This is a genomic window from [Erwinia] mediterraneensis, assembly GCF_900604315.1.
Lineage (GTDB): Bacteria > Pseudomonadota > Gammaproteobacteria > Enterobacterales > Enterobacteriaceae > Pantoea > Pantoea mediterraneensis_A.
Window position 1 is genome coordinate 2,996,998 of sequence record NZ_LR026978.1, and the last position, 13,485, is coordinate 3,010,482.

Annotated in this window: 6 protein-coding genes and 6 pseudogenes; 6 read left to right on the forward strand and 6 right to left on the reverse strand. The window is 54.2% G+C overall.

What is annotated here, in order from left to right; translation table 11 throughout:
• Positions 1–84 precede the first annotated feature (84 nt).
• On the reverse strand, positions 85–2,736 hold the full coding sequence (locus E0E17_RS14070; protein ID WP_130834656.1) for an excinuclease ABC subunit UvrA: 2,652 nt from the start codon (positions 2,734–2,736) through the stop codon (positions 85–87).
• A gap of 584 nt (positions 2,737–3,320) precedes the next feature.
• Here E0E17_RS14070 and E0E17_RS14080 point away from each other — a divergent pair.
• Positions 3,321–4,456, forward strand: a protein-coding gene (locus tag E0E17_RS14080) for an IS3 family transposase (protein WP_130834658.1) whose coding sequence is annotated in 2 segments (ribosomal slippage) — positions 3,321–3,567 and positions 3,567–4,456 — 1,137 coding nt in all. Because the reading frame shifts where the segments join, the coding sequence is not laid out codon by codon here.
• A gap of 268 nt (positions 4,457–4,724) precedes the next feature.
• On the opposite strand, the gene E0E17_RS14085 is transcribed toward E0E17_RS14080, so the two are convergent.
• Entirely contained in the window at positions 4,725–5,030 is a 306-nt protein-coding gene (locus E0E17_RS14085) for a putative quinol monooxygenase (protein ID WP_023328886.1), read from the reverse strand.
• Between the two features lie 125 nt (positions 5,031–5,155).
• On the opposite strand from E0E17_RS14085, the gene E0E17_RS14090 reads away from it, so the two are divergent.
• Positions 5,156–6,142 (forward strand): GlxA family transcriptional regulator, encoded by a 987-nt coding sequence (locus E0E17_RS14090; protein ID WP_130834659.1) that lies wholly within the window; start codon positions 5,156–5,158, stop codon positions 6,140–6,142.
• A 78-nt stretch (positions 6,143–6,220) separates the two neighbouring features.
• On the opposite strand, the pseudogene E0E17_RS14095 reads toward E0E17_RS14090, so the two are convergent.
• Positions 6,221–6,388 (reverse strand): annotated as a pseudogene (locus E0E17_RS14095) (family 1 glycosylhydrolase); the annotation flags it as partial.
• A gap of 289 nt (positions 6,389–6,677) precedes the next feature.
• A pseudogene (locus E0E17_RS14100) lies at positions 6,678–7,315 on the reverse strand (diguanylate cyclase domain-containing protein); the annotation flags it as partial.
• 326 nt (positions 7,316–7,641) lie between these two features.
• On the opposite strand from E0E17_RS14100, the pseudogene E0E17_RS14105 reads away from it, so the two are divergent.
• A pseudogene (locus tag E0E17_RS14105) lies at positions 7,642–8,260 on the forward strand (EAL domain-containing protein); the annotation flags it as partial.
• A 71-nt stretch (positions 8,261–8,331) separates the two neighbouring features.
• Here E0E17_RS14105 and E0E17_RS14110 read toward each other — a convergent pair.
• Positions 8,332–9,153: pseudogene (locus E0E17_RS14110) on the reverse strand (GGDEF domain-containing protein); the annotation flags it as partial.
• Positions 9,154–9,295: 142 nt separating this feature from the next.
• Here E0E17_RS14110 and E0E17_RS14115 point away from each other — a divergent pair.
• Positions 9,296–9,367, forward strand: a pseudogene (locus E0E17_RS14115) (IS1 family transposase); the annotation flags it as partial.
• A 283-nt stretch (positions 9,368–9,650) separates the two neighbouring features.
• Here E0E17_RS14115 and E0E17_RS14120 read toward each other — a convergent pair.
• Positions 9,651–10,784 carry a glutathione-independent formaldehyde dehydrogenase gene (locus E0E17_RS14120; protein ID WP_130834660.1) on the reverse strand — a complete coding sequence of 378 codons (1,134 nt, stop codon included), beginning with the start codon at positions 10,782–10,784 and terminating at the stop codon, positions 9,651–9,653.
• Between the two features lie 454 nt (positions 10,785–11,238).
• On the opposite strand from E0E17_RS14120, the pseudogene E0E17_RS14130 reads away from it, so the two are divergent.
• A pseudogene (locus E0E17_RS14130) lies at positions 11,239–12,350 on the forward strand (IS3 family transposase).
• Between the two features lie 84 nt (positions 12,351–12,434).
• Complete coding sequence (locus E0E17_RS14135; RefSeq protein ID WP_130834662.1) at positions 12,435–13,166, forward strand: SDR family NAD(P)-dependent oxidoreductase; 732 nt, start codon at positions 12,435–12,437, stop codon at positions 13,164–13,166.
• Positions 13,167–13,485 lie beyond the last annotated feature (319 nt).

Consider the following 13,485-nt stretch of genomic DNA (forward strand, 5'->3'; position numbering starts at 1 on the left):
AAATATAATATACCTGCGGGAGATTACTGATACAGAACACGCCGGGAATGTGCCGCCATTGACGCAATGACGACACAGCCCTTTTTAACCGTTCCGTGAGAGTTCCCTGGCAATATACTGTGCGGTACGGCTTTCTTTGACCTGCGATACCTGTTCGGGAGTTCCTGCGGCAACCAGGCGTCCTCCCTCATGTCCCGCTCCAGGACCGATGTCGATAACCTGGTCTGCCTGAGTAACCGCCCGCATATCGTGTTCAATCATTATCACCGTATTTTCTGCATCAACAAGCCGCTGCAGCTGCACAAGGAGGCGGTCGGCGTCTGAAGCATGCAGGCCGGTTGTCGGTTCATCTAGGATATACAACGTTTGGCCACGTTGGCTACGTTGTAGTTCGGTTGCCAGCTTGATCCTTTGCGCCTCCCCTCCGGATAACTCGGTTGCTGGTTGTCCCAGACGCAGGTAGCCCAGACCAATTTCACTCAGCAGACGGAGGGGACGAGCCACTGGTTCTTCAGTCGCAAAGAACTGACTGGCTTCATCCACCGTCATATGCAGGACCTCCGCGATATTTTTGCCCTGCCAGCAGATCCTGAGAGTATCCCGGTTATACCGCGCGCCATGGCAGGTCGGGCACGGTGCATACACGCTCGGCATAAACAACAGCTCCACGCTGACGAATCCTTCACCTTCACAGGTTGCACAGCGGCCTTTTGCCACATTGAAAGAGAATTGACCCGCATCGTAATGATGGAGTTTGGCGTCAGTCGTTCCGGCAAAGAGCTTACGAACAGGATCAAACAACCCGGTATATGTCGCCAGGTTTGAACGGGGGGTCCTGCCTATCGGTTTCTGGTCAACCTGAACCAGACGCTTTACCAGTCCGGTATCACCGGTCAGGGTACCGTACGTTTTCTCCGTTACGGATGGCCCCTCAGCGTCGCTGGCTTCGGAAAGCACGTCTTCTGGCTCACCGCCAAGTGAAGAAAGCACCAGTTCCGGTAAGGCCTGGGCAATCAGACTGGATTTACCGGAGCCAGAGACTCCCGTCACGGCTGTCAGCACACCCAGAGGAATATCAACATCGATCCACTTAAGATTGTGGCGATGGATCCCCTGCAGTTTCAGCCACCCGGATGGGATACGGGCAAAAGATTGTGGTGGCCGGACTTCATCAAATAAATAACGCGCGGTACGAGATTGGGTGACGGCTTTCAGATCTTCAGGAATTCCACTGTAGAGAACATGTCCTCCCTGTTCACCAGCCGACGGTCCCACATCAACAAGCCATTGCGCCCGTCGCATCAGGTTAAGATCATGTTCAACGACAAACACCGAGTTTCCGGCATCACGAAGGTTCTCAAGCGCATCGTAAAGCGCTTTACTGTCTGAGGGGTGCAGACCCGCAGACGGTTCATCAAGAACATAGACCACACCAAACAGCATCGAACTTAGTTGCGTGGCAAGACGCAGTCGCTGAAGCTCTCCGGCAGATAGAGTTGGGGTTGCTCTGTCCAGCGTAAGATAACCCAGCCCCAGCTTCTGCAACTGATACAACCGGGCCATGACACCACCGGTCAGCCGTTGTGCCGCCAGTCGTTTCTCTTCCGATAACGCCGATGTCCGGCGGACATCGGGTGTCACGGAATGGACCGCTTTTCCGGATGCAGCACGCTCTGTCCGATCCCGACGGGTGATATCCCTGTCGGCATCTGCGCCGGCGTGGTGAGCACTGAAATCCCCCCGGGAGATTGGAAGGAGCAATTCCGCCAGCTGGTCTAAGGGCATCTGCATAAATTCACCAATGTCCACACCGGCAAAGGTGACGGACAATGATTCTGACTTCAGTCTTTTCCCGTGACAGACCGGACAGAGCTTGCCTTCCATAAAACGGGAGACTCGTTTTCTCATCAACGCGCTTTGCGTGCTGGCGAAGGTATGTAGCACATAACGACGTGCCCCGGTGAAGGTCCCCATATAACCCGGGGTCATTTTTTTCCTGACGGCTTCGCGCGTATCTTCCGGACTCAGTCCCGGGAAAACCGGTACCGTGGGGGTGTCTTCGGTAAAAAGGATCCACTGACGGTCTTCCGCTGGCAGATTTTTCCAGGGAGTGTCGATGTCATACCCCAGCGTCACCAGAATATCCCGCAGATTCTGTCCGTGCCAGGCCGGGGGCCAGGAAGCAATAGCCCTTTCACGGATACTAAGTGAGGGATCGGGCACCATCAGTGTTTCAGTTACCTCATAGATATGGCCCAGACCATGGCAAGAAGGGCATGCCCCCTGCGGCGTGTTGGGAGAAAAATCCTCGGCATACAGCATCGGTTGTCCGGCAGGATAAGCGCCCGCCCGTGAGTACATCATTCGCACCAGACTGGATAAGGTGGTCACGCTGCCGACAGAGGATCGCGCGTTACTGGCACCGCGTTGTTGCTGAAGCGCAACGGCTGGCGGCAGTCCGTCAATGGCATCCACATCCGGAACCCCGACCTGATCAATGAGGCGACGAGCGTAAGGGGCAACCGATTCAAAGTAGCGCCGTTGCGCCTCAGCATAAATGGTGCCAAAGGCCAGTGAAGACTTACCTGAGCCTGACACACCCGAAAAAACAACCAATGCGTTGCGCGGAATGGAAACATCCACCTCTTTAAGGTTGTTCTCGCGAGCACCGCGAATCACAACTGAATTGCTGTCGTCAGTCAGGATGGGATGATAACCGAAAAGTTTCTTTGCCATAGAATTTCCTGTGTTAGGTGTGTCCGCTCTTAATAAGGCCACCTCTTGTGACGGTATCTGGTGTGCCGGACCGCTCGATCAGAAAGCCCGTCGAAAAAAGCGTTTGTGTGACCGGAAACAGATTGCTGAAGCTGGGCCCGGTGGTACCCTGCGGATCCGCCTTCTGTATGAGAACTGGCTGGCGGCGTACCCGGGACCGGAGATTTGGCTCCCGTGATAATGCGGGCTCCCCGGTACGCGACGCTGTGGTTCCAGACCCAGCTGATGGCGACACTCAGGCGGTTTCGGGTACCAATTAAAAAATACAGATGAATAATGCACGTGATTTCATATGTCATTTCCTTTCATTACAGTTTTAGACCCCATCAAACATCTGCCTGGCAGAGTTAACGGAGATAGGAGCGGACTATCGAAATGGTGTCGTCGATTGACCTCTTCTGCGACTCATTTCGTTTGCCCGTATCGGGGAATTCCTCCCGAAGATAGCTTTCCAGAACAACCGCCATCAGGTCGTTAACGGCTCCCTGGACTGACCCCGCCCCGGTAGACGATCCTGCCCTATAGTTTGAGTATAGGAGGAGCGTATGGGCACACTACGATTTACACCTGAATTTAAGGAAGAAGCCGTCCGTCAGATAACGGAACGCGGTTATTCCGTCGCCGAAGTATCTGAGCGTCTGGGCGTCTCTGCACACAGCCTCTACAAGTGGCTACGGGCTATCAAACCTGATAACAGCGAGCAGAATGCCCGGGATTTACTGGAAGCTAAAAGCGAGATCCTGAAACTCCGGGCGCAGCTAAAACGCACCGAAGAAGAACGGGATATCCTGAAAAAGGCCGCGCGGTACTTTGCAAAGGAGCCCGACTGAAGTACCGCTTTATCAATGAGCACCGAACTGTATGGGGTGTGATGACGATGTGTCGGGTACTGAATGTCGCCCGGGCCGGGTTCTATGCGTGGCTGCATAACCCTGTCTCGGCGCGTGATAAAGATAACCAGCGCCTGCTGATGCTTATCCGCGACTCATATTCCCTGAGCGGAGGCGTATACGGTTACCGGCGGGTTCATGGCGATCTGAACGAAATCGGGGAAACCTGTGGTAGAAACCGGGTGGGTCGGATCATGCAACTGAACCGGATTAAAGCTGTGCGCGGCTATAAAGCGCCACGTCGTATCGCTGGCAGGCCTTCAGTCGTTGCTCCTAATCGCGTGCAGCGGCAGTTCACCGTTGTCCGGGCCAACCAGGTCTGGGTCACCGATATTACTTATATCCGCACCTGGCAGGGCTGGCTGTATCTGGCGGTGGTTATCGATCTCTTCGCCCGTAATGTGGTCGGCTGGTCGATGAAACCCACTCCCTCACGCGAACTGGCGCTCGACGCGCTGATGATGGCGGTCTGGCGCCGAAAACCAGACAGCGAGGTTATCGTACATAGCGATCAGGGCAGCCAGTACGGCAGTGACGACTGGCAGCGCTTCTACCGGGCCAATAACCTGGCGCCGAGCATGAGCCGGCGTGGCAACTGCTGGGATAATGCGGTGGCCGAATCGTTCTTCAGTTCGCTGAAAAAAGAACGGATCAGAAAACGCATATATAAAACCAGGGATCTGGCCCGGGCGGATATCTTCGATTACATTGAAGTCTTCTATAACCGGTCCCGGCGCCACAGCCACCTCGGCGGCGTCAGTCCGGAGGCCTTCGAACAGGCCTCGTCGTGAGGACAGGATTTGTCTACAGGCGTGGGGTCAGTCCAAACTATAGGGCAGGATCGTCTACCGGGGCGGGGTCAGTCCATCAACGGCTCGGAAGTGTCTAGATTATCCGTGGCGATTCAGGGGTGACTTTTGGGTATACCCGGTCAGATTTGGCTGCTTAGGGTTACCACTCTAGAATTTTCATCAAAAATGTCCGCGAAAAGCGGACATGTAAAATTTACAGCCTTCTATGTGCGCTATGAGATGTGAGCTGAACTCATAACGTACCGAATTAAATACCTTTTGCCGCAATCAAAACCGCAGGATGAATGTGTGGCTCTTCTGCCAGCAGAGCGGGTACGGTAGCGAATATTTGTTTAGCTGCTTCACCGGACATATGGAGTTCCCTTGAGTCTGTACTACTGAACAGATCTACAAGGAAAACCGTTTCAGGACTCGTTTCTGAGCGGATCACCAGCCAGTGAGTGGTGCCCTCTTCTGCATTAACATGAGGCAAAGCAGCGGCTATGCGCTCTGCTACTTCAGCGCCTTTTCCTTCTCTCGCTTTAAATGAAATCAGTCCTGCTGTTGTACTCATTGTTTCTTTCTCCTGTTGTAATAATCATGGCTTTCTTATGAGAATTATTGTATCAGGGTTAGGCAACATGGCACTGTGGCGAATCTGCCATTAAACCGGCATTTTCGGCCAATTACAGGACTGAGATGAAAAAGATAGTCATTATTGCTTCCCCGGGATGCCTTGCTTCAGGCTATACCGGGCTGGCTGATATGTTCTCTCTTGCCGGAAGAGCCATATCAGCTGCTCGCAAGGAGCCGTCACCCTTTAATATCATGACAGCAAGTTCGGACGGGCGGCCTGTGACCGACGGAAGCGGGCGGTTACTGACCGCCGATGCGGCACTGGCAGATATCAAATCATGCGATGCGGTTCTGATCCCCGGGTTTGTACCCGATGCATCAAACACACCGCCACAGCTCGGTAAGCTGGGCAGCATAGCGTCATGGATACGGCAACAGTACGTGCATGGCGCGCTGGCTTGTGGCTCGTGCAGCGGAGTGTTTATGCTGGGCGAGGCGGGGCTGCTCAACGGCAGAAAATGTACGACAACCTGGTGGCTGTACGATGAGCTCAAGCGCCGTTATCCCCGGGCAAACGCCATCTGGGGCAATGCTCTGACTGAGGATAACCGTATAGTTACGGCTGGCGGGCCGCTTTCATGGATTGATGTGGCCTTACACGTTGTGCGTCAGCTTGAGGGGACGGAGGCTGCGCGCATTGCAGCAGAATTTGCTGTAGTGGATACAACGCCTCCCGCAAGGGCTGTTTATATGCCCACCGCGCACCTCAGCCGGCCGGACAGTATTCTGCCCGGTGCAGAATTTTTTATAAGGCAGGAAGCATCAACGCTGCTTACCACAAGAGAGCTGTGCCGGCGCCTTGCCATTTCGGAGCGAACCTTTCACAGGCGTATAAAGGCGGAAACAGGCGAGTCACCGAAACAGTTTATCGACAGGATCAGGTGTGAAATGGCAAGGCTGGCACTTGAAACATCCGCTAAAACCATAAAGCAGATCGCAGCTGATGCAGGTTACGCGGATGAGGGCAGTTTCAGGAGGGTCTTCAGCCGGATGACCGGTATGAATCCGGCATTATACCGCCGTTGGGTGAAAGACCGTACCCGGGAATAATGCACAGTAGGACCGGGAGGTATCCGCGCGGAATTGTGGGACGCCCTGACAGCACAGTGCTGCCAGGGCTGTGCTGTGTTAACTACTGAGGTCTTTTCCGTTCGTGGCGATGACTTTTTTATACCAGTGGAAGCTTTTCTTACGGGAGCGTTTTAGTGTTCCGTTCCCCATATTATCCTGGTCAACATGTATAAATCCGTACCGTTTGGACATCTGAGACGTGCTTGCGCTGATCATGTCTATAGGTGTAGCGACCTGCATTTGAAATAGGTACGACCTGCATTTACCGCTGATTATCAGCTCACATTAGCTGCAACCAGCGCAGCTCTCAAACCCACAATACCTGCAAATGAGCCTGCATTTATCCCTGTCGACCTGCATTCCATTTTCACAAACCCACATTAACTGAAAACACGTCAGGCATCCCAACGATATATCTGATTGGTGTTAATTTTGGAATTATATAATCCACACTATGCCATTAAATGGATGACTGGTTCCTGTTATCTTCTGTCCGTCCCCAATTACATAACAGGAGCCGGGCGGCGGTGACCACGTCCGCGCACACCAGCCGGATTTGATCCGCCACGTGACAGAGCAGCGCGTCGCCGGCGGCGTGCCCGAGAGTGTCATTGACCTCCTTGAAGCCGTTCAGGTCGGTCATCAGCAGGGTATACGGCACGCCGGTTTCGGTTAGCTGACTGAGCTGCTGCATAAACGCACCGCGGCTCGCCAGGCGGGTCAGCATGTCCCGCGAGGCTAGCTCGCAGAGGCGGGCCTCGCTCTCATGCCGGGCGGTGTCGTCACGCACGATCATCCCACCAGGCGTTCGCCGCCCTCCCGCCAGCCCGAGAATGGCACCTCGGCCGGAAACTCCTGGCCGTCGCGCCTGAGCCCCCATATCTGCAGCGTGCGCGGTAGTGAAATCGCCGCCTCGTCGGCCGTCAGGCGATCCAGCTCGTTGCGGTAGCGGGATGCAAAAAACTGCCGCTGGTCATCAATCAGCGAAACGAAGGCGGTGGGTACGCGAAAAAGGCGCGCGGCGAGCGTAGTGAGTCTGTCGAGCGCGCTTTCCGGCAGCGCATCCGCCTGCTGATAGGGTGCCAGAGCCGCAAGGCGGGCGGGCTCGTGGTCTGATGTCGGGCGTTTCAGGGTCGGTCCCCCAGGTGGAATAAGCTGTGGCCGGCATGACACAGCAAAAAGGGGATACGTTCAATCAGGCGAGGCCGTAGAAGTACCTGACGCCCCGCTGCGGGCGGGGTCAGGGACAACAGTGACGCCCTGCTACCGGGACATCACGAAAACGTTATTTCAGGACCATTCCTGGCCACGGTCAGCGCTGCAGGGAGGCGAACCGCAGGCAGATGACGCAGTCAGGGTGCCGCAGGCGGGCGGACTGAAGCGCATGCCTGAGCGAGTAAAACGTGCCTAGAAAACGGCCTCCGCCAGCTCGCTACAGCCCGCGCAGGGCACCTCTTCGATGGCGGGGTGTCCGCGCCGCGCTGCGGGAAGACCGTGGGCTGTGGCTCGCCTATCAGCCTAAAATCTGCCTGTATATTGGCCTGCCGGTGGGGCTGGAGGCGCTGGTCCGCTGGTGCCATCCGGTACGGGGCGAAGTCTCGCCCGCGCTGTTTTTACCCCTGGCAGAGCAGACCGAGCTGCTCTGCGCGCTGACGGTATGGGTTACGGACCGCACCATCGGCCGCCTTGCCCGCCTGCGCAACAGCTGCATCCAGCTCCCGGTGACCATAAACGCCAGCAGCCGGGGCTTTGCCCGCGAGGGCTGGAGATGCTGAAGCTGCGGGGGTTCGGGGTTTCGCTGGACGACTTCGGCACCGGCTACAGCAACATCAGCTACCTGCGGTGCATGCCGCTGGACGTTATCAAGCTCGACCGCACGCTCATCAGCGAAATCTTGTCAGACACCGCTTCACGCATCATCGCCATGCTGAAGGATCTGGACTACACGGTGCTGGCCGAAGGCGTTGAGGATGCCGATACGGTTACCGAGCTCACGGAGTACGGCTGCGACCAGGCGCAGGGATTCTTCTATTTCCGGCCGCTGCCGGAGGCGGAGCTTGACGAGTGGCTTTCGTGGAGCTGCGCGGCCAGTGCTGACCCGCTGCCACAGTTGCCAGGGACGCCACGCCGGCCGACACCGTCATGGCACCGACGAACGGGAACATCGTGGTGCTCACCACCTCGCGGATGCGCTCCGCCGTCCGGGCCGCATCCTCCAGCGCCGTCTGCAGCAGCAGGAGAATAAACTCCTCGCCGCCGAAGCGGCTGACCACGTCTCCCGTGCGGCAGGCCTGCCGTAGCAGGCTGACCAGCACCGCATCACCCGCATCGTGCCCGTACCAGTCGTTAATTTTTTTAAAGTGGTCGATATCAAGTGCAATCACGCACTGCGAGGCATCTTCGCGGCTCCTGTCCGCCAGCAGAGTAAAGCCACGCCGGTTGCAGAGCCCGGTCAGCGGGTCGGTCATGGCCTCGTCGCTGAGCGCGGCCATACGGCCTGCCATGGCGTGGCGGTACTCCTCCACGGCCTGCTTCAGACGGTCGGCCTCAAAGTACCAGACCTTCACCGATGCCAGCGACGCGTCATTCCCCTCATCCCGCACCATGCCCGCCAGCGTCTCCAGGGGAGAGGCAATGCGCCCGGCCAGCAGGGTCACCACGGCGACCGTCAGGATAACGATGCTCAGCAGGAACCACAGGGCATTTACTGCCGTGCGCACCAGAATATGCCGGACCGTCTCAGAGGTCCCGGCGATAAAAATGTTCCAGTCCGTTTTGTGCAGGCTGGCGTAGCCCGTCAGGAACTGCTGCCCGTCCGCCTCCGAGCTGAACCGCCCGCTGTCTGTGGTGGCCAGGCGCTTGCGCAGCGCGGAGTTCAGCGCCATTTTTGTTCCCACGCGTGACGGATCGTGGTTGAAGATGATGAGGCCGTCATTGCTGACGATGGAGCCGCGAGCATAGAAATGCTGGCTCAGGATGTCGCTCAGCATGCTCTGCTTTTTGAGGTAGATGGTGCCGCCAATGTAGCCCAGGTAACTGCCGTGCGGCGTGAAGAGCGGCTGCGACAGAAACCACGTAGTTGCCCGTCGCCGAGGTAAAGGGCGCCGAAATAAACGGCTTCTGCGTGGCGATAGCCTGCCGAAATCGGTGGAGCTGCATGACAAAATCATCGGGCATTATCTGAACATAAAACACTATCAGTAAGTTGGAACCATTACCAGTTTCGTCGGATGAGGCCAGCTAAAGTAAGAAGGCCAAAAAATGACCTTAACGTACAATAATTTTCGATATCCAAACTGACCCCTAACAGATATAGTGATCCGACACTCAGCGTCGGGGCAGGCCGCGCCACTCGGTAAAACTCCAGCATGGGCGCGCTTGGCAACTGAATATATGAAGAATAATTACCTGACAGGGTACTTTTTTGCACCCTGTCAAAAGGGATGCGTTTTCCCGATTTTTGCTTTCGCTTACCGGTCAACGTTATTTAAGGCTTAAGGATAACCTTTGTCCATCCCTCATCTCGATCATCGAAGTGTTTATATCCCACTGGAGCCTCTTCAAGCGAAAGACGGTGTGAAATTATTTGACCCGGGGTGGCTTTCCCGTGATGGATGAGGCGGGAAAGCTGACGGTTATAGGCCTTGACATTAGCCTGTCCGGTACGGATTGCCTGTCCTTTAAACCAGAAGCTGCCAAAATCAAATGGCACCCTACCCTCTTTTGCAAGGTCAGATTCAGCGCCCGGATCCTGAGGAATAAAAACGCCAACCACACCAATTCCCCCTGTTGCTTTCGTTGATGCAACAAGACTGTTCATGGTGACCGAATTGTCTTCATGACCATGCTTGTTACAGCACTGATAGCCAACACATTCGCAGCCACAATCAGTACCGCGTCCATCCGTCAGGTCGAGAATTTTTTGGACTGCTTCATCACCAATAGCATTAATGCCTATAGCCCCCATTTTTTCTGCCAGAGCCAACCGGTCCTTATGCGTATCCACTACAAACACCTGTGAAGCGCCTTTAATGATCGCTGAATGAGCGGCCATCAAACCAACTGGGCCTGCGCCATAGATGGCCACGCTTTCGCCAGGCTTTAATCCGGCAAGTTCTGTTGCATGCCATCCGGTAGGAAAAATATCAGAGAGCATAACATAATCATCTTCTTTTTCTGCCGCGTCGGAGGGAAGAACAAGGCAGTTAAAGTCGGCAAATGGTACCCGAAGCAGTTCCGCCTGACCGCCTTCCCAAGACCCCATTTCAGCAAATCCATAGGCTGCTCCAGTCGCCCCCGGATTGGTGGTAAGACAAAAGCCAGTCAGACCTTTTTCACAGTTTTCGCAAAAACCACATCCTACGTTAAACGGCAGGCAAACATAGTCACCCACCTTAATACGTTCAACGCCCGAGCCAATTTCTACCACTTCACCCAGGTTTTCGTGGCCCAGAATACGTCCCTGTTCAAAGCTAGTCCGGCCCTCATACATATGCAGGTCCGATCCACAAATATTGGTGGTGGTAATGCGAACAAGGACATCCGTAGGACGAACAATTTTTGCATCAGGTACGTCTTTAATCCTGACATCGTAAGGACCATTATAAATTACTGCTTTCATGTTTTTCTCCTTCTTACATCCGGAATCCGGAAGCGAACTGCTGCCCGGCGGGTTGGGGTATCAATCAAGCTTAGCTGCTATGACAGATAGTGCGAACGGTGGAGGGACGATCTGGATGTTCCTTACCAGAGTACCAAGGCGTTTGTAAGCCAAGCACTTACTGATGAAGGCTGCCTTAAAAACGTTTAAAAAATCATGGGTACATGCGTTTTCTAAGCAGACAGGCAAACACTACACAGACGTTAGCCTTTCCCTCAGTAAGTTTTGTAGCAGTAGCGGATGTTGCTGAAGTTAATGGAAAAATAAGCGGTGTCTTCGCCTGCTGATTTTTACATCCAGTGTAGTGTTTCACTGAATTTGGCCACCTGAATAGAGGTGATATGCTTACTTCAGAACAACATAGGTGCTCCAATGAAAAAATTTCAGTGCAGAGTTCAAACGCGAATCTGCTCAACTGGTTGTTGACCAGAACTACACGGTGGCAGATGCCGCCAAAGCTACGAATGTCGGCCTTTCCACAATGACAAGAGGGGTCAAACAACTGCGTAATGAGCGTCAGGGCAAAATACCAAAAGCCTCTCCGATGACACCAAAAAAATCGAAATACGTGAGCTCGGGAAGAAGGTGCAACGTATTAAAATTGATAAAGAAATATTAAAAAAGGCTACCGCGCTCTTGATGTCAGACTCCCTGAACAGTTCTCAATAACCGGGGGAGCTCAGAGCGCATTATCCGATGGTCACACTTTGCCATGTGTTCGGGATTAATCGCAGCAGCTACAGATACTGGAAAAACCGTCCTTAAAAGCCAGACGGCAGATGGGATGTATTACGCAGGTACTTGAGCTGCATGGCATCTGCCATGGTTAGGCTGGGGCAAGAAGCATCGCCACAATGGCAACCCGGAGAGGCTACAAGATGGGGTGCTGGCTTGCTGGCAGGCTTATGAAAGAGCTGGGACTGATTAGTGGCCAGCAGCCGACTCACCGGTATAAACATGGCGGTCATGAGCACGTCGCTATCTCGAATAATCTTGAGCGACAGTTCGCCGTAACGGAGCCCAACCATGCGTGGTGATGTGACCTATATCTGGACGGGTAAGCGCTGAGCGTACCTCACCGTTGTTCTCGATCTGTTCGCAAGAAAACCAGTGGGCTGGGCCATGTCGTTCTCGCCGGACAGGAAGCTCACCATGAAAGCGCTGGAAATGACATGGGAAACTCGCGGTAAGCCCGTCGGAGTAATGTTCCATAGCGATCAAGGCAGTCATTTTACGAGCAGGCAGTTCCGGCAGTTACTGTGGCGTTGCCAAATCAGGCAGAGTATGAGCCGACGTGGAAACTGTTGGGACAACAGCCCGATGGAACGCTTCTTCCGGAGTCTGAAAAACGAGTGGGTGCCAGTGACAGGTTATATAAACTTTAGCGAAGCTGCTCATGCGATCACGGACTATATCGTCGGGTATTACAGCTCGCTAAGGCCGCATGGCTATAACGGTGGGTTACCCCCAAACGAATCGGAAAACCGATACTGGAAAAACTCTAACTCGGTGGCCAGTTTTTGTTGACCACTTCAGTATAGTCAAAGTGCGTAATTGATATTAAGTATAGATTTTATACCATCTGTTTTCTAACTAAATGGGAGAAATCAGATGGGCAAAATTGAGAAAAAAGTAGCTGTGGTTCTTGGCGGTGCTAAAGGGATTGGGCTGGCTATCAGCCAGCGTTTAGCAACCGAGGGGGCAGTCACCTGGTTTACTTCGCGACGAGAAGAAGATCTTGAGACAGCCAGAAGCAAAATAGCGGGGACCGCTATGCCACTACGGGCAGATGTCAGTCAGAAGAACGAACTGAACCGTATAATGCAGATAATTGCAGAAAAATCAGGTCAGATAGATGTATTGGTAATCAATGCCGGAATGTCGGAATACGCCACGCTTGAAGAAATAAATGAGCTGCATTTTGACCAGACTTTTGGCCTGAATGTTCGCGCCCCCGTCTTTGCTCTGCAGGCAGCATTGCCTCTGATGAAACCCGGCAGCAGTGTGGTTCTGATCGGTTCAATTGCTGATGTTATCGGCATTAAAGGATATGGCGTCTATGCGGCCAGTAAGGCTGCGCTGCGCTCTTTTGCCCGCACCTGGACACGTGAGCTCGCCGCGCGCGGTATCCGTGTTAACGTTGTCGCGCCCGGTCCTGTCGAAACCGAAATGATGGCCGCAACCTCTGATGAAGTGCGTAACGGGTTAATTAGCACAATACCCCTGGGCAGAATGGGCCAGCCTGAAGAGGTTGCAAACGCGGCATTTTTCCTTGCAAGTGACGAGAGCCGCTATATTGCAGGTGCAGAGATTTGTGTTGATGGCGGAATGACGCAGGTTTAAGCGTTCACACGACGGCGAACCCGGGATGGTTGATCAGAAAAATTATATTACATGAAATGAATGCTGAAGCGTTTATAGATTACACCCGCGAAGCCGCCAGATTGCCGTACAGAATGTGGATCTTGTCATCGCTGCAGTGTGCGATTCCAGTATGAAACATTTTCTGAATGTCATCACACCTGGCGGCTCGCTTTATGCGATTAACCTGTCTGCTCGCCGGGGTGTGGCTCTGCGGGCTGCTACTCACTGGCGGTGTCAGCAGTAACCTCCTTCCGCCATCACTGGCAACACGCAGCCAGGTTAACCGTTGCGCGAGCGC